This window comes from Rhizobium sp. RHZ01, from assembly GCF_014851595.1.
GTDB lineage: Bacteria > Pseudomonadota > Alphaproteobacteria > Rhizobiales > Rhizobiaceae > Rhizobium > Rhizobium altiplani.
In genome coordinates, this window is the sequence record NZ_JACUZZ010000001.1 from 128954 (window position 1) to 151908 (window position 22955).

General features: G+C 59.9%; 23 protein-coding genes. 17 read left to right on the forward strand and 6 right to left on the reverse strand.

Annotation, left to right across the window (positions count from 1 at the left end; all coding sequences use genetic code 11):
- Positions 1-5: 5 nt before the first annotated feature.
- The 4 genes from cueR to IB248_RS00565 all read left to right on the forward strand — a co-directional run bounded on the left by cueR (position 6) and on the right by IB248_RS00565 (position 2571).
- Positions 6-401 (forward strand): Cu(I)-responsive transcriptional regulator, encoded by a 396-nt coding sequence (gene cueR / locus IB248_RS00550; protein ID WP_018856710.1) that lies wholly within the window; start codon positions 6-8, stop codon positions 399-401.
- A gap of 136 nt (positions 402-537) precedes the next feature.
- A complete protein-coding gene (locus IB248_RS00555) occupies positions 538-1077 on the forward strand; it encodes a sigma-70 family RNA polymerase sigma factor (protein WP_018856709.1) in 540 nt (179 codons plus the stop codon).
- On the forward strand, positions 1064-1831 hold the full coding sequence (locus IB248_RS00560) for an anti-sigma factor (protein ID WP_192239983.1): 768 nt from the start codon (positions 1064-1066) through the stop codon (positions 1829-1831). The genes IB248_RS00555 and IB248_RS00560 overlap by 14 nt, the downstream gene beginning before the upstream one ends.
- A 23-nt stretch (positions 1832-1854) precedes the next feature.
- Positions 1855-2571 (forward strand): Bax inhibitor-1/YccA family protein, encoded by a 717-nt coding sequence (locus tag IB248_RS00565; RefSeq protein WP_192239984.1) that lies wholly within the window; start codon positions 1855-1857, stop codon positions 2569-2571.
- Between the two features lie 132 nt (positions 2572-2703).
- Here IB248_RS00565 and IB248_RS00570 read toward each other — a convergent pair whose 3' ends face one another.
- From IB248_RS00570 to repA, 3 genes are all read right to left on the reverse strand, one after another.
- Positions 2704-3840: an RHE_PE00001 family protein gene (locus IB248_RS00570; RefSeq protein ID WP_192239985.1), complete on the reverse strand. Its 1137-nt coding sequence runs from the start codon at positions 3838-3840 to the stop codon at positions 2704-2706.
- A gap of 168 nt (positions 3841-4008) precedes the next feature.
- A complete protein-coding gene (repB, locus tag IB248_RS00575; protein ID WP_192239986.1) occupies positions 4009-4992 on the reverse strand; it encodes a plasmid partitioning protein RepB in 984 nt (327 codons plus the stop codon).
- Positions 4989-6185, reverse strand: a complete 1197-nt coding sequence (repA, locus tag IB248_RS00580; RefSeq protein ID WP_169683680.1) for a plasmid partitioning protein RepA — start codon at positions 6183-6185, stop codon at positions 4989-4991. The genes repB and repA overlap by 4 nt, the downstream gene beginning before the upstream one ends.
- A 196-nt stretch (positions 6186-6381) precedes the next feature.
- Here repA and cobF point away from each other — a divergent pair, with 196 nt between their 5' ends.
- The 5 genes from cobF to IB248_RS00605 all read left to right on the forward strand — a co-directional run bounded on the left by cobF (position 6382) and on the right by IB248_RS00605 (position 10703).
- Positions 6382-7149, forward strand: coding sequence for a precorrin-6A synthase (deacetylating) (gene cobF / locus IB248_RS00585; RefSeq protein WP_192239987.1), 768 nt, complete (start codon positions 6382-6384; stop codon positions 7147-7149).
- A 65-nt stretch (positions 7150-7214) separates the two neighbouring features.
- Positions 7215-8579, forward strand: coding sequence for a precorrin-3B synthase (gene cobG / locus IB248_RS00590; protein WP_192239988.1), 1365 nt, complete (start codon positions 7215-7217; stop codon positions 8577-8579).
- Positions 8580-8581: 2 nt separating this feature from the next.
- Complete coding sequence (locus IB248_RS00595; protein WP_192239989.1) at positions 8582-9214, forward strand: precorrin-8X methylmutase; 633 nt, start codon at positions 8582-8584, stop codon at positions 9212-9214.
- The gene (locus IB248_RS00600) at positions 9211-9942 is read left to right on the forward strand and encodes a precorrin-2 C(20)-methyltransferase (protein WP_192239990.1); all 732 of its coding nucleotides are present in this window, start codon (positions 9211-9213) and stop codon (positions 9940-9942) included. Before IB248_RS00595 ends, IB248_RS00600 begins: the two co-directional genes overlap by 4 nt.
- Positions 9939-10703 (forward strand): precorrin-3B C(17)-methyltransferase, encoded by a 765-nt coding sequence (locus IB248_RS00605; RefSeq protein WP_192239991.1) that lies wholly within the window; start codon positions 9939-9941, stop codon positions 10701-10703. Before IB248_RS00600 ends, IB248_RS00605 begins: the two co-directional genes overlap by 4 nt.
- Here the strand turns inward: IB248_RS00605 and IB248_RS00610 are convergent.
- Positions 10667-11437, reverse strand: a complete 771-nt coding sequence (locus tag IB248_RS00610) for a cobalt-precorrin-6A reductase (RefSeq protein ID WP_192239992.1) — start codon at positions 11435-11437, stop codon at positions 10667-10669. The two genes, IB248_RS00605 and IB248_RS00610, sit on opposite strands and share 37 nt — an antisense overlap.
- On the opposite strand from IB248_RS00610, the gene cbiE reads away from it, so the two are divergent.
- Both cbiE and cobM read left to right on the forward strand, forming a co-directional pair.
- Positions 11436-12668 (forward strand): precorrin-6y C5,15-methyltransferase (decarboxylating) subunit CbiE, encoded by a 1233-nt coding sequence (cbiE, locus tag IB248_RS00615; protein WP_192239993.1) that lies wholly within the window; start codon positions 11436-11438, stop codon positions 12666-12668. The genes IB248_RS00610 and cbiE overlap by 2 nt on opposite strands.
- A 10-nt stretch (positions 12669-12678) precedes the next feature.
- Positions 12679-13440 carry a precorrin-4 C(11)-methyltransferase gene (cobM, locus tag IB248_RS00620; RefSeq protein ID WP_192239994.1) on the forward strand — a complete coding sequence of 254 codons (762 nt, stop codon included), beginning with the start codon at positions 12679-12681 and terminating at the stop codon, positions 13438-13440.
- A gap of 18 nt (positions 13441-13458) precedes the next feature.
- Here cobM and IB248_RS00625 read toward each other — a convergent pair whose 3' ends face one another.
- Positions 13459-14271, reverse strand: coding sequence for a TIM barrel protein (locus tag IB248_RS00625; protein WP_192239995.1), 813 nt, complete (start codon positions 14269-14271; stop codon positions 13459-13461).
- Positions 14272-14971: 700 nt separating this feature from the next.
- Between IB248_RS00625 and IB248_RS00630 the strand changes: the two genes are divergently transcribed.
- Positions 14972-15754 (forward strand): response regulator transcription factor, encoded by a 783-nt coding sequence (locus tag IB248_RS00630; protein ID WP_192239996.1) that lies wholly within the window; start codon positions 14972-14974, stop codon positions 15752-15754.
- Positions 15755-15926: 172 nt separating this feature from the next.
- On the opposite strand, the gene IB248_RS00635 is transcribed toward IB248_RS00630, so the two are convergent.
- Positions 15927-16880: a sterol desaturase family protein gene (locus IB248_RS00635; RefSeq protein ID WP_192239997.1), complete on the reverse strand. Its 954-nt coding sequence runs from the start codon at positions 16878-16880 to the stop codon at positions 15927-15929.
- Between the two features lie 229 nt (positions 16881-17109).
- On the opposite strand from IB248_RS00635, the gene IB248_RS00640 reads away from it, so the two are divergent.
- From IB248_RS00640 to IB248_RS00660, 5 genes are all read left to right on the forward strand, one after another.
- The gene (locus tag IB248_RS00640; RefSeq protein WP_192239998.1) at positions 17110-18012 is read left to right on the forward strand and encodes a DMT family transporter; all 903 of its coding nucleotides are present in this window, start codon (positions 17110-17112) and stop codon (positions 18010-18012) included.
- Positions 18013-18321: 309 nt separating this feature from the next.
- Complete coding sequence (locus tag IB248_RS00645; RefSeq protein ID WP_192239999.1) at positions 18322-19071, forward strand: GntR family transcriptional regulator; 750 nt, start codon at positions 18322-18324, stop codon at positions 19069-19071.
- 68 nt (positions 19072-19139) lie between these two features.
- Positions 19140-20657 (forward strand): putative N-acetylmannosamine-6-phosphate 2-epimerase, encoded by a 1518-nt coding sequence (locus tag IB248_RS00650; RefSeq protein ID WP_192240000.1) that lies wholly within the window; start codon positions 19140-19142, stop codon positions 20655-20657.
- A gap of 45 nt (positions 20658-20702) precedes the next feature.
- Positions 20703-22034, forward strand: coding sequence for an extracellular solute-binding protein (locus tag IB248_RS00655; protein ID WP_192240001.1), 1332 nt, complete (start codon positions 20703-20705; stop codon positions 22032-22034).
- Between the two features lie 52 nt (positions 22035-22086).
- Positions 22087-22953, forward strand: a complete 867-nt coding sequence (locus IB248_RS00660) for a sugar ABC transporter permease (protein ID WP_062368405.1) — start codon at positions 22087-22089, stop codon at positions 22951-22953.
- Positions 22954-22955: the final 2 nt, after the last annotated feature.

Consider the following 22955-nt stretch of genomic DNA (forward strand, 5'->3'; position numbering starts at 1 on the left):
TTGCCATGAACATTGGGCAAGCATCGGAACACTCCGGACTGGCTCCGAAGACGATCCGCTACTACGAGGATATTGGCCTGATCCGCCCCGACCGGGGCGGAAATGGCTATCGCGACTATGCCGAGGCCGATGTTCACAAGCTGCGCTTCCTTCAAAGGTCGCGCGGCCTCGGCTTTTCCGTCGAGGAATGCCGCCAGTTGCTGGCACTCTACGAAGACAAGAGCCGGGCGAGTTCGGATGTAAAGGAACTGACGCAGGCGAAGCTGACGGAGATCGATCGGAAGATCAGGGAACTTACCGAACTGCGCCGGACATTGGAGCATCTGGTCCACGCATGCCACGGCAATGACCGGCCTGATTGCCCAATCCTTGAGGAGCTGTCGGACGCTCGGCCTGAATAAGGTCCCGCAGCTCCTTCATGTCTTTGCCTCAGCGTCATCGCGACGTCAGCCCTCCGGAATCCTACCGATCCGCGGAAAACCAAAATTTTTTGGCGCCGGCTGGAATAACTCTTCACTCGCATCCGTATACTCAGTCATGGAACGGAAAGAACGCCCATTCGATGTCATAAGCCAGCTTGCCGCGCTTCGGCGCTACGCGCGCTCGCTCGTGCGCAATTCGGATGATGCGGAAGACCTCGTTCACGACGCGCTGATGCGCGCCTATGAGAAAAAGCAGAGTTTCCGTCGTGGCGGCAACCTGCGTACGTGGCTGCTGTCGATCATGCACAATGCTCATATCGACCGCATCCGCCAGGACCGCTCCCTGGCACGCCGGCACGACGAGGCAGCGCTGGAGACCGAACAGTCTTTGCAGGCCGGCCAGGAACACGCCGTTCGCCTCCAGCAGGTGCGGGACGCGTTCTTCCATCTTCCGGAAGAGCAGCGAGAGGCACTGCATCTCGTTGCGATCGAGGACCTTTCCTACCAGGAGGCGGCAGCGGCCCTCGGCATACCGATCGGCACCTTGATGTCGCGCATATCACGCGCGCGTGCCCAGCTTCGCGAGTTCGAGGAGAAGACACCGCGCGCGGTACACCTGAGACTAATCGGAGGGAACGGCAATGAAGGCAATTGATCCTATCGTCGACGCTGATCTCGATGCTTATGTCGACGGCGAACTCGACGTGGCGCGCCGCATTCAGGTGGAATCCTTCCTGTCAGAAAACCCCGCGATTGCCGCCAAGGTCATGGCTGACCTCAGCATGAGGGGCGAGTTGCGCCTTGCGCTTGCCAGCGAAAACGCCTTCGGCCGTCCAGAGACCCGCGACGCGGCTCGACGCCTGGAGCGCGGCCTCACCTATGGCCGGATCTTCCATTCGATGCAGCGGATTGCGGCTGTCGCCGTTCTCATCGCCGCAGGCTGGGTCGCCCACACTTCCTTCGGCGCGTTTACGGCAACCGAAGTAGCCGCCTCTGTGCCAGCGCCGGCCTATGTCGAAGATGCAGTGCGCGCCTATCAGACGGCGCTGCTTCGCCAGTCCGTGCCATCTCAGCCCGTCGCGAGCTACAAGGCCGAGGACATTCGCGCAGCAACTGCGATCGTCATGCCGCAATTGCCCGAGAACTGGAAGATCTCCGACGTACAGATCTTCCCGTCCGAATTCGGTCCAAGCGTCGAAATGGCGATCAAGACGCCTGAGGACAAGCAGATCTCGCTTTTTGCCGTCCGGCCGGGTGCATTTGCCGTGCAATCCGTAAAGCATGTCGCCCTCGACAAGGCCGAAGCAGCCTACTGGCAGATCGGCGAAGTGGCTTATGCGCTGGTGACCGGCGATCGCGGCATAAATCTCGATGCGGAAGCCGATCGGCTTGCCCGCACCCTCTACTAGTTCGTTCAACCGAGGAGATCAGCATGAACCCCACCAATCCGCGTTTTGGCTACGGCTCGGCCGCCGGCTCTCAGGCGCTGTTCGACGAGGGCCTGCGCCTGCATATGCTGCGCGTCTACAACTACATGGGCCTCGGCCTCGTCATCACGGGCATCGTCGCATTCATCGTCGGCAGCACACCGGCGCTCTACGTGCCGATCTTCCAGTCCCCGCTGAAGTGGGTTGTGATGTTTGCGCCGCTTGCCTTCGTCTTCTTCTTCTCGTTCAAGCTTCAGACAATGTCGGCCAGTGCGGCCCAGATGACCTTCTGGGCCTTCTGCGCAGTCATGGGCCTGTCGCTCGCATCTGTCTTCCTGGTGTTTACAGGCACGAGCATCGCACGCACCTTCTTTATCGCCGCGACCATGTTCGGCGCGACCAGCCTTTACGGCTATGTGACCAAGCAGGATCTCTCGCGCTTCGGCTCGTTCCTGATGATGGGCCTGATCGGCGTCGTCATCGCGAGCATCGTCAACATCTTCCTTGGCTCGAGCGCCCTGCAGTTCGCCATCTCGGTGATCGGTATCCTCGTCTTCGTCGGCCTCACCGCCTACGACACGCAGAACATCAAGGAACAGTATTCCGAGAATCATGATCAGGAATCGAACCAGAAGCTTGCCGTCTTCGGCGCGCTGTCGCTTTACCTGAACTTCGTCAACATCTTCCAGCTGCTGCTCAATTTCACGGGCGAGCGGGAATAGGGCTAAGCGCTTCTGGGGGCAATGGAAGCGCTAGGCACCCGGTTCGCACTCTGTGACAGGATGCGCGGATCGGGTGCTCACTAACGACAGCGGCCGGGTCTCCACGCCCGGCCGCTTTCGTTTCTTCTGAGATCAGAGGATGCCCCAGGCGCGGTAGCGCCCTCGCCCGGTGATTTCCCGGATGCCGATATCATTCAGCAGATTGAGCGCGCCACGGCTCGTTATCCGCAACTCGCGGGCCACCATTGCCGAGGAAACCATCGGCCGCGACAGGACAAAATCCGCAAGCTGCGGCAGGCTGCTGTTCGAGCGACGGTCCCTGAAGCGGATTTCCATCTGTGTACGTGCCAGCGAAAGCCGGTCCATTTCCTTCAAGCCCGCAGCCGCGCTTTCCGCCATCGCTTCAAGGAAGGCCTGAAGTCGCGTCAAGCGATCGCGCGAACGTCGTCGCTCATAGCGTACCGTCTTGAGGCCGGCATAGAAGGCGAAAAGGTGCGATGTGACTTTGCCGCGGGCGCGCAGATAGCTAGCAACAAGAAGCCCACCAAGCCAATGCTGACGACGAAGTGGCTCCATCCGTTCCCACGCATCAAACAGTAAAGCCGCACCAAGCGCTGGGGGCAGGCTGTCGGCGATCGAAATGGTCTTGCGCCACGCGCGAAGGCGCGCCGCCTCATCCCATTCTTCATCGTCGAAGAGACCGAGAGGGTCGTCGCTCCGCTTCTCGCGAACGCGGTCAGGCGCCTCATGCGGCTCCGGCGCACCAGGACTGCCATGGCTGTCCAATAGCCGCTGCGATCTCTCCAGGATCGCATCAATCTCGGCCAGTTCAGCGGAGAGAAGCGCATCTGCTTCATTTTCGGCATCGTCGTCTTCGACCAACGCCTTTGCGCTCCTGGTTTCTGGAGCAGCCCCCTCCCCTTGAGTGTCGCCGCCGAGGATCGACAATCCTGAACCGCTCAAGGCCCAATCCGGCGCTGCCGTCCAGATGCGCCGTCGTGCGCGCAGGATCGAATGGGCAATCGTCAACTCGTGGCTTGGCGTTCGTGTGTCCATATGTGCGTCATGCAGGACAAGGTCCTCGACGTGAACCAGCTCGCCTGCGACCCACAGAGCACCGACCGCATCAAAAAAATTCCGGCGCTCGGCAAAGCCTTCAGCGATCGCTGCGCGTGCCGCACGCTCATCGAGCCTCGCCAGGCCATCTTCGGCCTCGACAATCGTCGGCAACAGACTGACCAGCAAAGGACTGTCGATTTCATAGCGCATTGTTAGCTATTTCGATTTCCCCGCAACGGAACCCAAATCACCGTTAACTTCCGTCATGTATGACATGAGTGGAGAGCACATTCAAATCGCCGGACGGGTAAATTCTCGCCTGATACTGAAGATCCAGAGCTTATTGGCAGGTTCAGTGCTGTCGTCGGCCTCGGAAGGTTATTTTCCGCCCCTGAACGCGTCGTAGAGATCGTCGAGGTGCCGCGAAATATAGTCGCCAAAGTCTGCTGCATCGCCCGTCTTCAGCGTGATGGTGAACGAATCACCGGCGCTCCTGATACGGCCCTTGATCTTGCCCGGCTGCTTCGGAGCCCATTCATACTCGCTCACCGCTTGCCGCTCCGGCTTCCTTGCCAGTTCGGCGACAACGAGCTCGAAGCGTCGATCGCTGTCCTGATCGGCGAACTCAGTGGAGCCAAGGAGCTTGCGCAGGCGCGAGGTCGTCGCATTCGTCCAACCTTGCGCAAGGGCAATCCATTTGCGCCGTCCAGCAGCCGGCGCCGCACCGATCGCTCTGATCACGTCCATCGGGATCGTCCTGGCGACCGAGATCAGTTTCGACAATTCCGTCTTGTCGGTTGAAAGCGCCTTCATGATGACGGATCGCTCGAAGCCCTTGCTCTCGAGATTGAAGGCAAAGACGGCCCGCTCGACATAGGACAGGTTGCGCCTCGCAGAGTTCTCGATACCTTGTGCAATGACGACATCAACATCGTCGAGCGTCCTGATGATCGCCTGTACCTTGCGCCCGAGCAGTCGTAGCGCCTGGAGACGTCGATGGCCGTAGACCACCTGGTAACGCGCATCGTCGTCAGGATGCTGGCGAACGAGAATAGGGACCTCCTGCCCATTTTCCTCGATCGAGCGCACCAGTTCATCGGCGAGATCTTGCGGTAGGTCGGTAAGACGATCCCTGACGAAGGACGTGTCCACGAGTTCAGGATCGAGCTCGACGACGCGCTCACCTGACAGCAGCGCCTCCTGCATCGCCCTGCTCTCTTCTTCCATGCGTCCGAGCGTCAGCGCCATCGAGCGAACCGGACCGGCCGGACCGCGCATGGGCGCTTCATCTTCCGGGTTGGCCGCGGCCAACTCCTGTGCGGTATCGTCGAACAGCCCCTTCAGTCGATCTCGTCTGCTCATGTCCGGCCCCATGCCTTGTGAATTCCGGCAAGCACCTCACCATTGGCGGCGTTCACCGACTCCAGCGCTCTGTCGTAGGTAGAACGCCGGACCTGACCCCTCTCGATCTCATAGAGCGACTGCTTCGTCAGCCCGGCATCGGCAATCGCCGTGGACTTGAGGATGGTCGCCGTCAGGACATCGTCGCCAAACAAATTGCGCAGTAGCGCAACAATCTGTGATTGCGGCGCATCGAAGGGCTCATGGCGCGTGACCACGTACTTGATGAAATCATGCTGCAGGTCACCGCCTGCCTTTCGTACGACCGACAGCAAATCGGAGGTCATGAGCAGGAATTGCGACATCGAAGCCACGTCGACCATCTGCGGATGGATGGTGATGAGAAGCGACGTTGCGGCACAGACGGCGCCGAGCGTCAGATAGCCGAGCTGTGGCGGGCAATCGATGACAACGACATCGTAGTTGGCCTCAACCTCTGAAATGGCAACGCCGACGCGCCGGAAGAACACCTCACCGGTCCGCTGGCGATCACCGAGCGCGCGAGGAGTCTCGTGCTCGAACTCCATCAATTCGAGATTCCCGGGCACCAGATCCAGACCGTCGAAATAGGTCTTCCGAACGACGTCCTTTAGCGAGCGGCGGCTGCCGTCATAGCGGATCGCACCATACAGCGTATCGCCATCGGCAAGATCGAATTCCGGCTGGACGCCAAGCATCGACGACAGCGATGCCTGTGGATCGAGGTCGATTGCCAGCACGCGATAGCCGTTCAGCGCCAGATACTGGGCGAGATAAAGCGTTGTGGTGGTTTTCGCCGAACCGCCCTTGAAATTCGTCACCGCGACAGTCTGAAGCTTTTCACCCGGCCGACGCCACGGCAGATAGGACAACGCGTCCTTCGGCTTGATCCTGGCCATATGCTGTCGCAACTCGCTGATCTGACCGAGCGTATAGGAACGCCGACCGTTTCCGGAGAGCTCCGGCTGCGGCCCCTTGCCGTCGAGTGAGAGCTGCCGCAGGTATCCGTCCGATACGCCGATCATCTGCGCTGCTTCCCCTGAAGTGAATGTCCGCAACGTCTTTTGCGACAATGGAGGGAAGAGCTTTTCGCGGAGGAGCTTCAGCTGACGAGAAAGCTGATTGGCGTGCCGCTCGATGCGGACGTCCGTCGTCGATACGCTAATGTTGTCCAAAACACCCGATCCCTATCAATGCGCTTTTCTATCAACATCGCGCTAAAAAGCGTATCGAAGATGCCATGATTCGCGAATCGCGACAACAACCGCCACGCTGGCCTTTGCCAAGTTGGCCGCGGCCAACTCCATGCCCTACCCCTTGCGGAGACAGGCTGACTGCGCCAGAAACGGACAGAACCAAAGAGGAAAAGGCGTGCGTCATATCCACATCATCGGCATCGGGACAGGAAATCCCGAGCATCTGACCGTCCAGGCGATCAACGCGATGAATGCAGTCGATGCGATCTTCATTCCGACGAAAGGCGCTGAAAAGGAAGGACTTGCGGCCGTGCGCCGGGAGATCTGCAGCCGATACGTCACAAACAGCCGCACCGCCATCATTGAATTTGCCGTACCGAAACGCGCCACCACCGACCGGACTTATCTTGAGAGTGTGGATGAATGGCATGCCGCCATTGCCGAGACCTATGTGCGCCTCATCGGAGAGCTACCGGAAGCCGGCGAGGGTGCATTCCTCGTCTGGGGCGACCCCAGCCTCTATGACAGCACGATCCGCATCCTCGAGCGCGCCCGACAAGCCGGCACCCTCGCCTTCGAATTCAGTGTCATTCCGGGTATTACGAGCGTCCAGGCACTCGCCGCAAGCCACCGCATACCGATCAACCTTGTTGGAAAGCCGCTTGAAATCACCACGGGCCGACGTCTTCTCGAACAAGGCAGTCAAGCCGAGAGCACAGTCGTGATGCTCGATGGCGAAACCGCCTTTTCGAAGATCGATGACCCCGACGCGGAAATCTTCTGGGGCGCCTACCTCGGAACGTCGGACGAGATTACCCGGGCCGGCCGATTGGCTGACGTTGCAGAGGAGATAGTCCGGCTCCGGGCTGAAGCACGGGCGCGTCACGGCTGGATCATGGATATCTATCTGCTTCGCAAGGGACATGATTTCGACGATCTTTGACACGGATCAGGTTTTGCGATGATCACGCCGGCTATATAAGGACGTAATCGAAGGAACTGGCAGTGATGACATTGGGCGAACAGACGGCGCATAGCGGCCAGGAAGAGGCACCTTCGACCTGGCAGCGCCGTGGCGCCTGCCCGACGCTGCTGGAACCGATGCAAACCGGCGACGGCCTCCTGGCGCGGCTGCGCCCCACCGGCGGCATTCTGACTGTCCGGCAATTCATCCGGTTGGCCGAGGCCGCAAAAAAGCATGGAAACGGGATCGTCGAGATCACGGCCCGCGGCAGCCTGCAGATCCGCGGCCTTCGATCAGGCTCGGTCCAGCTGCTCGCGGCCGATCTCGCGGCATCAGCTATCTCGGTTCCCGCCGGCCCGGTCATCGAGCTCTCGCCGCTGCATGGCATCGCACCCGACGAGATCGGGAATCCGGCCGAGATCGAAGCCCGGCTTCGCGAAGAACTCGCTGTCGAACTGCTCTCGCCGCTACTGGCCCCGAAGCTGTCGATTGTGCTCGATGGCGGCGGCATCGGTGGCCTTGCTACGGTCACCGGCGACATTCGCGTGAGCGCAGTTTCTGTTGGTGTCTGGCAGGTTGCGATCAACGGTGACGAACGAACGGCGCTGCCGTTACTGACAGGAAATGCCGTTGAAGCAGTTCGGGCGGTCGGTGAGCTTCTTCGCCTGCTTGTTCTGCTCGGCCGGCACAAACGATGCCGGGATATCGAGCGTGAATCTCTACTGTTGGCCTTTCCTTCGTTGGAGGATATGTCGCACGCAAGGGCGCCCGGGCGCAGAAATCCTCTCCTCGGCACCCTCGCCTTGCCTGACGGTTCGGCAATCCTTGGCCTCAGACCGCGCTTCGGCCAGATGCATGCCAGCGAGCTTGTCTCATTTCTTGAACAAGCCGAAGCGCTGGGCGCAACAGAAGTCCGGCCTGGCCCCGGGCGCATTTTCTTCCTGGTGGGGCTCGACGGCCAGTCAGCCGCAACCGTTGCGGAGATGGCGCCCCGGTACGGACTATCAGTCGACGGCGACGATCCGTCGATGCACATCGCCACGTGTGCCGGCGCCGGCGCCTGTGCTTCCGGCCGCTTTCAGACCAAGGCCTGCGCCGAGAGATTGGTCGGCAAAGCACGGGAACTGCTGGACGGCTCGATGACTGTTCACCTCTCCGGCTGCGCCAAGGGCTGCGCCCATCCGCGACCCGCTCTTTGCGTTGTCGGCGCGGACGATGGTTATCATCTCATGTTGGACGGCGTGGCATCGGACATTCCCGATGCACAGATTGCTGGCGGCGATATCGATTCCGCTATAGAGAAACTCGCTCGCCTCATCAAAAACGAGAGACAAGCTGGCGAATCGGCTGCCGCCTGCCTTAGACGGATCGGCAAACACGACGCCATAAAGGCGCTGCGACAGGAATAAGAATGCCTGACTACGACTACATTCACAGCGGGGACGCCATCTACCAGCGGTCCTTTGCGATCATCCGCAGCGAAGCCGACCTTTCACGGTTTTCTGTCGAGGAAGCCGATATTGCCGTGCGCATGATTCACGCATGCGGGCTCGTTGAGGCGGCAGAGCATTTTGTGTTCTCGCCAGGCTTCGTCAGCGCCGCACGTGCTGCCTTGCATGACGGCGCACCGATCTTCTGCGATGCGCAAATGGTGGCGCATGGTGTCACCCGGACACGCTTGCCCGCCCAAAACGACGTGCTCTGCACCTTGCACGATCCGCGCACCGCGGAGCTTGCGAAACAGAACGGCAATACCCGCTCGGCAGCGGCGCTCCATCTTTGGCTGGACCGGCTGGCCGGCAGCGTCGTCGCCATCGGGAATGCTCCGACAGCCCTCTTCCATCTGCTTGAACTGCTTCGAGATGGCGCACCGAAACCGGCTGCGATCATCGGCATGCCGGTCGGCTTCGTTGGTGCGGCCGAATCGAAGGATGCGCTGGCTGAAAACTCCTACGGCGTGCCGTTCGCGATCGTGCGTGGCCGTCTCGGCGGCAGCGCCATGACGGCCGCCGCCCTGAATGCCCTTGCGAGGCCCGGCCTATGACGAATCCTGGCCGTCTTATTGGCGTCGGCACCGGTCCCGGGGACCCGGAACTCCTGACGGTCAAGGCCGTCAAGGCGATCGAGGCCGCACATGTCGTTGCGTATTTTGCCAAGCAGGGCAGGGGCGGCAACGGCAAGGCGATCGTCGAGCATCTCCTGACCGCGGAAAAGATGCTGCTGCCGCTCTACTATCCGGTGACGACCGAGGTCGAAAAGACGGACGAGGCCTATCGAAACCAGATTACCGCCTTCTACGATCAATCGGCCGCCGCCGTGGCGGCTCACCTGGAGGAAGGCCGCACCGTTGCCGTGTTGAGTGAGGGTGACCCGCTGTTCTACGGCTCCTACATGCATCTGCATGTACGCCTGGCGAACCGTTATCCAACCGAGGTGATCCCGGGGATCAGCGCGATGTCCGGATGCTGGTCGCTCGCCGGCCTCCCGATCGTTCAGGGAGATGACGTGCTTTCCGTACTGCCGGGTACGATGGCTGAAGCCGAGCTGCAGCGCCGACTGTCAGACACACAGGCCGCGGTGATCATGAAGGTCGGACGCAACCTTCCCAAGATCCGCCGCGCACTGGAGGCATCCGGACGCCTTGCCGAGGCCGTCTATGTCGAGCGAGGCACCATGGTCAATGCGGCGATGACGAAACTCGCCGACCGGCCCGACGGCGACGCACCCTACTTTTCACTGGTGCTCGTGCCCGGCTGGGAGTCTCGCCGATGACCGGCAGGCTCTTCGTGATCGGGACCGGTCCCGGCAATCCGGATCAAATGACACCGGAGGCGGCTGCGGCGGTTTCTAAGGCAACCGAGTTCTATGGATACGGACCCTATCTCGACCGGCTGAACCTCAGACCCGATCAGCGGCGACAGGCCTCCGATAACCGGGAAGAGCTGGATCGGGCATCGGCCGCATTGCGGGCGGCGGCAACCGGCGCAACCGTCTGCGTCGTGTCCGGCGGAGACCCGGGAGTCTTTGCGATGGCAGCCGCAGTATGCGAGGCCATAGACAACGGTCCGAAAGAATGGCGCACGATCGACCTCGTGGTGCTGCCGGGGATTACCGCCATGCTTGCGGTTGCCGCGCGAATTGGTGCGCCGCTTGGCCACGACTTCTGCGCCATTTCGCTGTCTGACAACCTAAAGCCTTGGAATATAATAGAAAACCGTCTTGCAATGGCGGCAAAAGCGGGCTTCGTCATTGCGCTCTACAATCCGATCAGCAAGGCACGGCCCTGGCAATTGGGCAAGGCGTTCGAATTGCTGCGCTCGGACCTGCCGGCAACGACTCCAGTGATTTTCGGTAGGGCTGCAGGACGTCCCGACGAACAGATCACCGTCCAGCCGCTTGCAGAAGCCGACGCGACGACGGCTGATATGGCAACCTGTGTCATCATCGGTTCGCCCGAGACAAAGGTGATCACTCGAGACGGAAAGCCGGACCTCGTCTACACTCCGCGGTTCATCGCAGGGGGAAACAGGTGATCGACCGCCGCCAGCATCGCTTCAACAGTGGCAACCGTCTCCATGGTGGCGGCTGGCGCCCGCGCGACCATGAATACTTCGATGCCGAGCTGGCGTGCAGCCTGGATCTTCGCATAAGTCGCCGAACCGCCGCTGTTTTTGGTCACAAGGGCATCGATGCGATGGGTACGGAGCAGCGAAACTTCGCTTTCAACACAGTAGGGGCCGCGATCGAGAACGAGCTGGACGTCGGGAAGAACAAGCGGCGGCTCGACAGGATCGACGCTTCGCACAAGGTAAGAGTGCTGGGGGGCGGCTTCGGCGCGATGGGCTTCCTGGCGCCCGATTGCCAGGAAGACCCGGCGAGGGGAGGGGCCAAGCCGCTCTATCGCTTCCACGATGGTCGCAACAGGCGTCCACCGATCACCCGGCTCAGCCATCCATTCCGGCCGGCGCAAGGCCAGTGCGGGAATGCCCGCTGCAGCTGTGGCCTCACTGGCGCTTCTGGAGATGCGAGCAGCGAACGGGTGCGTTGCATCGATCAAAAGGTCGAAACCACCATCACGCAGAAAGGCGGCCAGACCTTCGGCACCACCAAAACCGCCTATGCGCAGCGGAACTGGCTGATTGGAGGGTTTCTCCGTTCGGCCAGCAAGCGAGAGCAAAATATCGTACCGGCCAGTGCGATCAAGCGCTTCAGCGAGAGCTCGCGCTTCGCCGGTGCCTCCGAGCATCAGGATGCGGATTTTGCCCATGTCTGATATGCCTTCCGCTCCCGGCCAACGCTGGCTGACTATTATCGGCATCGGCGAAGATGGTCCAGCCGGACTGGGTGACGAGGCGAAGCGGCTAATCGCTGCCGCGCCCGTCGTCTTCGGTGGCAAGCGGCATCATGAGCTAGCGGCGGGGCTCATCACCGGCAAGAGGCTCGCCTGGGAAAGCCCTTTCGAGAGGTCGATTGAGGCAGTCGCCACGTATCGGGGCTCACCGGTCGTCGTCCTCGGTTCAGGCGATCCATTTTTATACGGTATTGGCGCGACGCTGTCGCGCCGCATAGAAGCCGAGGAAATGCGTGTCATCCCGGCGCCATCCTCGTTCAGCCTGGCTGCCGCCCGCCTTGGCTGGCCGCTGCAAGAGACGGCGACAATTTCGCTGCATGGCCGAGCGCTGGATTTGATCCGGCCACACCTGCACCACGGCAGGCGGATCATCGCACTGACCTCCGACGGCGAGACGCCGGCGCAACTTGCGGAGCTCCTCCGCGTCACCGGCTTCGGCGAATCCCGCCTGCACGTCCTCGAGGCGCTTGGCGGGGATCGCGAAAGGCAGCGCAGTGGACGTGCAGATCGTCTCGACCTGGGGGAGATTGACCCGCTCAACGTTTGCGCAATCGAGATCGTGGCAGGGGAGGGGGCGCGAACGTTCGCCTTCACAACAGGACTGGACGACGCGCTTTTTGAACACGACGGCCAGATCACCAAACAGGAGATCCGTGCAATCACGCTTGCGGCCCTTGGCCCGCGCCATGGTGAACTGCTTTGGGACATTGGCGCCGGCTCCGGCTCGATCGGCATCGAATGGATGCTCGCCGACCCGTCACTGCGCACAGTCGCCATCGAGCAATCGAGTAAGCGAGCCGCGCGCATCGCAAGAAATGCGGTTGCCTTTGGCGTTCCCGGGCTTGCGATCGTGGAGGGAATCGCCCCGGAGGCGCTTGCGAACCTGCCCGAGCCCGACGCGGTCTTCGTTGGCGGCGGCGGCAGCGAGGAAGGTGTACTCGAGGCAGCACTTCACGCCTTGAAGAGGGGAGGGCGTCTCGTTGCCAATGCCGTTACCCTTGAAATGGAATCCCTGCTGTTTTCGCTGCAGCGGCAGCATGGCGGCACATTGACACGTATCGAAATAGCGCGCGCGGCGCCCCTTGGCGGTATGACCAGTTGGCGTCCGGCCATGCCCATCACGCAATGGCGCTATATAAAGAAGTGAGAGAAAGCAGATGACGACAGTGCATTTCATCGGCGCGGGGCCGGGGGCAGCGGACCTGATTACGGTGCGCGGCCGTGACCTCATCGCCAAATGCCCCGTTTGTCTCTATGCGGGTTCGATCGTCTCCCCGGAACTATTGCAATATTGCCAGCCCGGCGCACGCATCATCGATACGGCACCGATGTCGCTTGATGAAATCGAGGCCGAGTACCTGCGGGCCGCCGCAGCCGGGGAGGACGTTGCACGATTGCATTCGGGCGACCTTTCCCTCTGGAGTGCCGTTGCCGAACAGATCCGCCGGCTCGAAAAGCACGACATTGGCTATACGATGACGCCTGGCGTGCCTGCCTTTGCAGCGGCAGCGGCAAGCCTTGGCAGGGAACTGACCATTCCAGCCGTAGCGCAGAGCCTCGTGCTCACGCGTGTTTCCGGCCGTGCATCCCCAATGCCGAACGAGGAAACCCTGGCGAGATTCGCGGCGACAGGCTCGACGCTGGCGATCCACCTTGCCATTCATGCCCTGGAACAGGTTGTTGCGGAACTGACGCCGCTCTACGGCGCCGAGTGCCCGGTTGCGATCGTCGCTAAGGCGTCCTGCCCGGATGAGCGGATCATCCGGGGGACGCTCGGTGACATCGAGGAAAAGCTGGCCGCCGCGCCCATCGAGCGAACGGCGATCATCTTCGTCGGCCAGACGCTTGCTGCCAGCGGCTTTCGCGAGAGCTCGCTCTATGATGCGTCCTACCAGCGACGCTTTCGCGGCCGGAAGTAGGGGAGGGGACTGCGCGCCTCAGACCTCTGCGGAAAGGTAGTCCATGCTCGCCCGCAGCGCCTTTGCCGGATCGCTGAGGTCATGCACCTTGGCCGCGAACGGTTCGAAGGAAAACGGTCCGGCGTAGCCCGCCTCCATAAGGGCACGCATCTGCCCGGCATTGTCCAGGCGATCATCTGCCGCAACCAGAACGCGGTGAGGATCGCGCATATCCGCGATCGAGACGGCGGGATCGCTGACACCGGAAATATGAACCAGCCCGGTCAAGTCAGCAAAGAGTTGTTCCTCGCCGGCAAGGTGATGATGGAAGGTGTCATGAACCAGCTTGAACGTGGATCGTCCAGCCACAGCGTCGATTGCCGCAACAGCCTCCGCCTTTGACCGGAGCGAACAGATCGCAAAGCCCAGGGGTTCGACAAGACCCATGATTCCGGCGGCATCGAGCATCGGCTTCAAGGCAGCCAGCGACTGGCGGAGATTTTCCTGCCGCTCGCCATCAGCACGACCGGTGCCATCGTTTTTCGGGACAAGAACAAGTGCGCGCGCGCCGCAAGCCTTGGCATAGTCGATCAGTTCTCGGGCTTCGTCCGCACGGGTGGCGTTCCACTCGTTGAAGCGCTGCAGCGCATTGATCGAGAGGATAGTCAGCCCGTGACGCTCTGCAGCCTGGGCAACGGTCTCGGGCGAGGTTCCATCGAGGATCGCATTGCCCGCAAGGTCGTTGCGGATCTCAACCGCATCAATGCCAAGCGACGTCGCCAACGCAAAGAAATCTTCGATCGGCAGCGACGGGGCTGCCATATGGTTGAGGGCAAAACGAACCGGCGGCATTCCTGGTCTCCTCCTAAACCTTGGTATTCACGGCGGGTGTTAGGCACCTCTCTACCCCAATCGGCTTCCTGATCCATCCACGTCGAGCAGCGAGGCCCTTTCATTCGTGACAGAAAATAGGCCAGCCATGAGAGATGCCCCTCATGGCGAGGCAAACACGGCAGCACAGGAATAATATCGGTCGGGAGCGCGCAAAGAACGTCATATAAGAATAGTAGGGCACCCTCTGTATTACCCGTCAATTCTTGGAAAACTAAACAGTTACTTAGGCACAACCAACGGCGTTAAGAGTATACAAAATGCGATTTTCGGGCGTATTTTTGGTTAAGAAAGATCCCGTCTGTAACATAATTCAGGATTTTTATTCTAGCGCCATTCAGTTGATATGGCCTTTTAATACTGCGTTTTTCTTTTGGTGAAACTGCATTTCAAGATTTAACAAAGATAGGTATAAATTTGTATGTCCGCCTTTCGTGCGTTAACCTTTGGAAATATTTTTGTATTGCTTATTAGCATGTATGTATGTAGCTTCTGGATAAAGTAGAAATTCGACAACAACAAAATAGTTGTTGGGCACAAGTCGAATATCTACTTTGTTGCATACTAAAGGGGATCATCACAGCGTTCAGGGGACCGTCGCAAAGTATTGCGTATACTTGATGCGTACCGTCCCCCAGCACTATAGGGTATGAGGGCTAGTATGAATTACGTACCTTCGGAATTCGAAAATGGCAAAATCGCATTGAACAGGCTCCGGCCTGTACCGACACTCTCCAAGGCAAGCACGGAATTCGAGCATACTGAAAGGGAGCACGGCGATGACCAGTGCCTGCTGATTATCGACGCCAGAACGCTCGAACGCGAATGCCTTGCGGCGACCTTGAAAGCGAACGGCCTCAGCATGGGTGCTATTGCCGTCGGCTCGATTGCAGAGTGGCAGCGCAAGAAGGATACCAACCTGCCCGTAGGCGCGGTCCTTCTCAACATTGCCGGCCGGAAGGCCGACGATGCCGCCCTGTCCGAAGAAATCGCGACGATCACCGCAGAGCTTGCACCGGCTCCGGTCGTTATCCTGGCCGATGGCGATGACCTCAACCAAACCTTGAAGATGCTCCAATGCGGCGCGCGCGGTTTCATACCGACGTCCGTCGGAATTGAGGTATGCGTCGAGGCACTTGCTCTTGCGGTTGCAGGTGGCACCTTCATCCTCGCGGGGAACAACTTTTCTCCGTCTGCAGCAGAAACTGCTTCGATCGACATGAGCCAGAAGCAGCATCAGCCGAAGGAGCTCACGCGCATCTTCACGCTCAGGCAAGCCGAGGTCGTGCAGGCACTTCGCAAGGGAAAGGCGAACAAGATTATCGCCTATGAACTCAATCTGCGCGAGAGCACAGTCAAGGTTCACATCCGGAACATCATGAAGAAGCTGAAGGCCACCAACCGGACGGAAGTTGCTTATAAGCTGAATGATATGTTTCAGTAGCGATAGAGGCTGGGCGACCTCGACCGAGTAATTCTTGCCGCTCGTATCTCCCAGTACATAGACTCTACGTCCCGACAGATGGCGCTCAGCAAATGGCTGAGCGCCTCTGCAAATACCTTGTCCCACCTCATTCATAGCAAAAGCCGGAAATGTCGGCACTTGCCGGTGGATATCAGGCTTCAGCCCTTTCCTTTTCAGGCGTGGCGCTCATCTGTGGCTCTACACGACGCCCCAGAATCTGCCTGAATCCCTTTGCCGAAAACGGCTGCACAAGCTGAGCCAGGAAACCCTCGGCGACCCTTCCACTGATTCCGATCTCTGCAGGCGGCCTGCGCGCGGGATTGAAATAAGTGCCGAATATCTGATCCCACAGTACAAGGTTTTCGCCGTAGTTGGTGTTGCCCTCAGCCAACACCTTGGAATGATGCCATCGATGCAATCGGGGTGTGCTGAAAATCCGGTCGAGCGGACCTGTCCTGACATCGATGTTGCAGTGGGTGAGAAGACCGATGAAGGCCGTGACGGCACTGGTCCAGAGAAAGACCGGCAAAGGCGCGCCCAAGAGATAGAGGGGGATCTGGCTAAGCGCGATCTTGAACAGCGAATCGACGACGTGAAAGCGGCCGGTGTTGACGACCCACAGGCGCTCGACGCTGTGATGCAGGGCATGAAACCGCCACAGCGAAAGAAACTCGTGCGCGGCACGATGCGCAACGTAAAGACCGAACTCAGCGATGATCAACCCCAATACAGCTTGAAAGAAGACAGGCCAGTGATCCGGCCATATAGACGTTGCCGATGTGACTGCCGGCTGTACGACGGTGGCAATCGCCATCGGGGCGGACGCGCCGATCGCCGCGGCAAGCTGCACGCCCCCCTTTGTCAGGAGCGTATGTGCGATGTCGTTGAATGTTTCGCGATCATGCTTCAGCCATTCCTGTTCATAAGGCATCAGCCGCTCGAACCCTGCGATCGCCGCCACGATCGTCAGATAGACGACGTTGAACCACAACAGCGGTGCCTCTGTGTGAAAAGCCCAACCCGCCCCGATCAATCCAGCCGCAAAAAGTGCGGGCCATAATGCCCACGACGCCGCCAAGTAAAGCGCCGACTTGCCTTCATTCATCACACGCACCCTTCTGCCTTGCGTCAGACGGCGCATGATACACCGCAGTTGCGCCCGCGAGGCAAGGCCCGATGCGACGTTCTTCCCACATCAGGCAGCGCGTTGTGTATCCAGGAAGGGCCACGACCGCATAGGCCGACGCAGCTTTGCATTACGATTTCTTGCGATTGTCACGAGGCGAGCTTCTTGATAGGCGTCACGCACAAGACGTAACTCCCGCCGCAGGCCAATGCTCCAACGATCCCCTGACCACGCCCCGAGCCCGCTCGTCGGAATTGCGCTCGCATGTTCGGGTTATTCACTTTTTGCCATCCAGGACGCAGTCGTGAAGTGGCTCGTGGCGGACTACGCTGTTCCGCAGATCCTCTTCATGCGCAGCATCATGATTGTTGTTATCGCCGGCATCATGGTCCGCCGGCTGCGCCATCCGTCAATACTCAAGAGCCCGCACCGGAAATCGCTGCTGTTGCGGGCAGGGCTCATGCTTTCGGCATGGATGGCCTATTATACGGCTGCACGCCATCTCGGTCTCGCCGAGATCACGACGATGTATTTCTCAGCACCCATCATGGTCGTGGTGCTGTCGATCCTCATTCTCAAGGAAAACGTCGGGCCAATGCGCTGGCTCGCGTGCATCGGCGGCTTCGCCGGCGTGCTGCTTGCCGCCAATCCGGCAGAAGCGCCAAGTCTCGTGCCGGCGGGGATGGTCATCTTCGCAGGCTTCTGCTGGGCGTGGAGCACCGTCCTGGTTCGTCTTGTCAGCCGCACTGAAAGCACGCTGAACCAGATGACGGCAACAAGCTTCCTGTTCGTTGTCGCCTGCGGCGCGATGCTGCCATGGCTGTGGAAGACGCCGGATCTTTTCGGTTGGGCATTGATGATCGGTCTCGGCATTGTCGCTGCAGCCGGCCAGTATCTGCTCTATGAGGGCTTCCGCCATGCCCCGGCATCAACGCTTGCGCCGATGGAATATAGCGGCCTCGTCTGGGCTTTTCTCTACGGTTATCTGATCTGGTCGGAAGTCCCGACCGTCAATGTCGTGGCAGGCGCAGTCCTCATCGTCGCCTCCAGCCTCATGCTTGTATGGTGGGAGCGCCGACAGGTGCTCTCTGCCCGCCGCCTGACGGCATAGATCATAGCCGCGCTGTCATTGTAAGCTTCTGCGCACCTGCCTCGTTCGCCATTCGCGTGTCTGGACTGGCAGAGACAAGCTATTTTCGAGCCACTGCGTCAGGACGGTCAATAGCCGGGCGATCCGCCGCAGCAACGGGCGCCGGTCGCAATCACCCTTCTGCCCTCAGGCGGGGCTTCCGAAGAACCTTAAGAGGTGCAGCGCCATCATGCAATTCGAGAGCAATTGCATGACCGGCATAATACCAGTATAGCTCCAGATGCGATTGCCAAGAATCTTTTTGGCAATCGATCTGTTACGGGGACAGGCATGCCAGATATGAGCTTGATCGAACTCGTAGCCAAGGAACTGGGCCTGACGGCGCCCGATGTGCCGCTTTACAAGCGGCTCAAATCGGCCATTGAAGCTGCCATTCGCTCCAATGCCGTGAAGGCCGGCGCCGTTCTGCCGGGCGAGCGGGTACTTGCCGAGAGCCTGTCACTCTCACGTGTGACGGTTCGCAAAGCCCTGGCATTGCTTGAGGAAGAGGGTCTTCTCAATCGCCGCCACGGCTTCAAGACGGAGGTCGGATCGCGCGTCGAGAAGTCGATGTCGACCTTGACGAGTTTTTCGGAAGACATTCGCGCTCGCGGCATGGTGGCCGGATGTGTGTGGATTTCCAAACACATAAGCCGACCTTCGCCAACGGAGATGATGGCGCTCGGGCTGTCAGCCAATGCAAATGTGATCCGCATGAAACGCGTCCGCACAGCCGATGGCGCACCGATCGCGGTCGAAACGTCAACCGTGCCGACGCGCTTTCTTCCCTCGCCCGATCTGGTCGGGGATTCACTATACGAAGCGCTTGCGGCGCGTGGTTTCATGCCGCAACGGGCAATCCAGCGCATGCGTTCGAGAGCAGCAACCAGCGAAGATGCGCGCCATCTTCATTGCGAGGTCGGCGCACCACTCTTGATGACCGAAAGACGCTGCTTCCTGCCTGACGAGCAGATCGTGGAGTACTGCGAGACACGCTACAAAGGGGACGTCTACGACTTCGTCTTCGAACTGCAGCGATAAGACCAGATACAAACTGGTTGTAATCTGGTATTTTCCTTTTATCGTGATACCGAAATGGAGTGTCACGAGTGCAACGGGAAGACATCAGGAATAGCCTTATCGTATCCTGCCAGCCGGTTCCCGGCGGGCCGATGGATCGTGCCGATTTCGTCGCTGGCTTTGCGAAAGCGGCACTGAACGCCGGTGCCAAGGCACTGAGGATCGAGTCGGTTGCCTATGTGAAAGCTGTTCGTCCCGTCGTTTCCGCTCCGATTGTCGGCATCGTCAAGAGGGATCTTCCAGACAGTCCGGTCCGCATTACACCTTTCGTCTCCGACGCCGAGGCGCTTGCCGATGCTGGTGCCGACGTCATCGCCTTTGACGCGACGGATCGGCCTCGCCCGGCTTCGATAGAAGAACTTGTCCGAATCATCAAGGCGAGGGGCAAGCTGACTATGGCGGACTGCTCATCTCTCGACGACGCCAAGCGGGCCCTTGACGCGGGCGTCGATTTCGTTGGCACAACACTCTCGGGCTATGTTGGCGGACCGGAACCCGTGGACCCGGACATTGAGCTCATCACGGCGATGCGACAGCTCACGCCCTATGTCATCGCCGAAGGTCGCATCCGTTCGCCGGAGCAGGCTCTGGCGGCCGCGCAAGCCGGGGCGTTTGCGGTCGTCGTTGGTTCTGCCATTACCCGCACCGAGCATGTGACCTCATGGTTCAATGAGGCGATCGCCAAGGCCTATAATAGAGCAAACCGCGAAACCGTCCTCTCCATCGACATTGGCGGCACCAAGACGATGGCCGCACTCGTCAGCGGCAGTACCGTTCTGGAAGAGATCGTCGTTCCGACCGCGCGCGACGCTGGACCGGACGCCTGGCTTTTAAAGGTGGCCGAGAGCACCGCAAATTGGCGGAACCGATACGAACGGATCGGGATTGCGGTGACCGGCTTCATCGAAGGCGGTAACTGGTCGGCGCTCAATCCGGCAACGCTTTCAATTCCTGATCGCTACCCTCTGGTCGATCGCGTTGCTGCACTGTTTGGCAAGCCCACTTTTGCCGTCAATGATGCGCAGGCTGCAGCCTGGGGGGAGTACAGATTCGGGGCGGGGTCGGGTGATGATCTGGTCTTTTTGACGATCTCGACCGGTATCGGAGGAGGGGTTGTCGTCAACGGCAAGCCGCTGTCGGGGCTTGCCGGCCACTTTGGCCTGATCCGGTCACCATCGCAGGGGCAGGCTCCCTTCGAAGATCAGACGTCCGGCAGATGGATTGCGAGCGAGGCCCTGAAGACCGGCCACCCGATCGACGCCGTCGAGGTATTTGAGCGCGCGCGCAAGGGTGAAACGTGGGCAGCCGATATCATGTCCCTTTCGGCCCATCGCGCCGCGACGCTCTGCCGGGATATCAAGCTGATGTTTGATCCCGATGTGATCGTGATCGGCGGCGGCATCGGCCTGGCCGAAGGCTATCTCGACCTGATGCGCAGCCAGCTGTCTGGCATGTCGCCTCGGCTCACTCCGCGTCTGGTGGCTGCAAAGCTCGGCCGCCGCGCCGGTATCATTGGCGCTGCAGATCTTGCTGGTGAGGGCAAGTAGCGGCGAGCGAATGGCATGAAACCTGATAAAAGAAAGGGAACGACGATGAAATTCAAAACCAGGTCTCTTCCGGCACTGGCTGCGCTCGTTGCGAGCGTTGCACTGCCGGGTATTGCAAACGCGACTGTAACGGTGCTCGGCTGGCCCGGTGGCTCGGAGGAAACCGCGCTCAGAGCTACGGTCGAAGCCTACAATGCTAAGGCCGGCATCAGCGACGCCGACAAGGTGCAGTTGCTGTTCTTCAACCGCGATGGCTTCTTCGACAAGCTGCAGGCCGACATGGCCGCCGGCTCCGATGCTTTTGACGTCAATCTGGTTGCCACTTATTCGATCGGCCGTTACGCGCCTTACATGGAGCCTGTCGAACTGGGTTCGGACGCCGCAAAGGTGTTTGGTGAATCTGTCCTCAAGACGATGCAGTTCGATGGCAAGCAGTATGGCGTGCCGACAGACCTCTCCCTGCACTTCATGTACTACCGCAAGGATCTCATCGACGCCCTGATGAAGGACGAGGCGGCAAAGAAGACCTACGGGGAAATCGCCCAGAAGTACCTCGGCAAGGAACTCCAGCCGAAGGATCCCGACAGCTGGACCTGGGACGATTGGGCAGCAACCGCGCTCTATTTCAGCAAGCAGGCGAATTCGGCAAGTCCCGTGCGCTACGGCACTGTCCTGCAGATGAAGAACCTGCTTTTCAACATGATGGTCTTCCAATCCCTGCCACGCTCCTACGGCGGCAACTGGATGGACAAGGACGGCAAGATCACGGTCGATTCTGATGCGTACAAAACCGGCCTCGAGCTCTACAAGAAGCTCTATGATGCAGGCGCTTCCCCGAAGGATTCGCTGAGCTACGAGTACGCCGAAACCAATGCCGCCTATGGCTCCGGCCAGGCTGCAACTGCGCTGCAATGGAATGCAGCAGCGGCCGATCTGACCAACGCTGAAAAGTCGCCGGCCGTTGCCGGAGTGACCGGCATCGTCGCGCCGCCCGCTGGCCCTGACGGCCGCGCGGACCACATCCACGGCCTCGGGCTTGGCCTTAACAAGAATGCCAAGAACAAGGAAGGTGCGACCAAGTTTCTGAAATGGCTGGCAAGCGAGGACGCCGCACTTCTCTATGCCAAAAGCGGTGGTTCTCCCGCCCTTTCGCCCGAAGTCGTCGCCAAGGTCGCCAGCGAGCGTCCTGATCTCGTCAAACTCGGCGAATTCGCGAGCAAGTATGGTTATGTGATGAACGGCGCCACCTCCGCCAATGCCTTGTCGGTCTATGAACTTCAGGCAAAGGAATTCACGGGCTACTGGGCGGGACAACAGGGGCTCGACGACGCGCTTGCCCATGTGAAGACGGGCATGCAGGATCTCCTGAAGAAGTAGGACGAACCCGGCGTCAGGTTTCGCCTGGCGCCGGCACACCCGGCGGACCATAATGGCTATTGTAAAACGTGCCGAAGGCAGAGCTTATCTCGCACCGCTTGTGGCATTCCTGCTTCTCTTTCTGGGCTTTCCTGCGCTCGTCAACCTCATCTACTCGGTCTCTACCGTCAGCTTCGAGAACCTGCGCAGTCCGAGCCTCAGCGGGCTTGGCAACTACGCATCAGTGCTGGTAGACCGAGAGTTCTGGCAGTCTGTATCTTTCTCGATGCGCTTTGGCATCTTGACCGCGCTTGCCGAATGCCTGATCGGCCTGTTCCTTGCGATCTTCCTTGCGCCATTGCTTGCGAAGCGATCGTTCCTGATGGCGCCGTTGATGCTGCCATTGATGGTCGCTCCCGCCATGATCGGCCTGATGTATCGGCTTGTGCTGCACGAGTTTGCCGGACCGGTGCCCTATTACCTTTTCCTGTGGTTCGGTGACAGCCCGGCCTTCCTCGACATCAATAATGCCTTTCGCACGCTGATCGTCGTCGAAACGCTGCAGTGGACGCCGTTTGCCTTTCTGCTCTTTTATATGGCCTACGTTGCGATACCGCTCGATGTGCGGGAAGCGGCCGAGCTCGACGGCGCCCCGTGGTTCAAGATCCTGTGGTGGATCGAACTGCCGCTGATGCTTCCCACACTCGTCATCGCCTTCTTCATCCGCTTCATCGATGGCTTTCGCGTGTTCGACAACGTTTATGCGCTGACCGGCAGTGGTGCCGGGGGATCAACGACATCGCTTTCGATCTACATCTACCAGGCCTTTTTCAAGGAGGGCGCCATCGGCAAGGCGGTTGCGGCATCCGTCATGCTGTTCGTCGCCTCGCTTGCGGTGCTCTATGGTCTCAACTGGCTTGCCGGTCGCAGGAGGAGATAGCG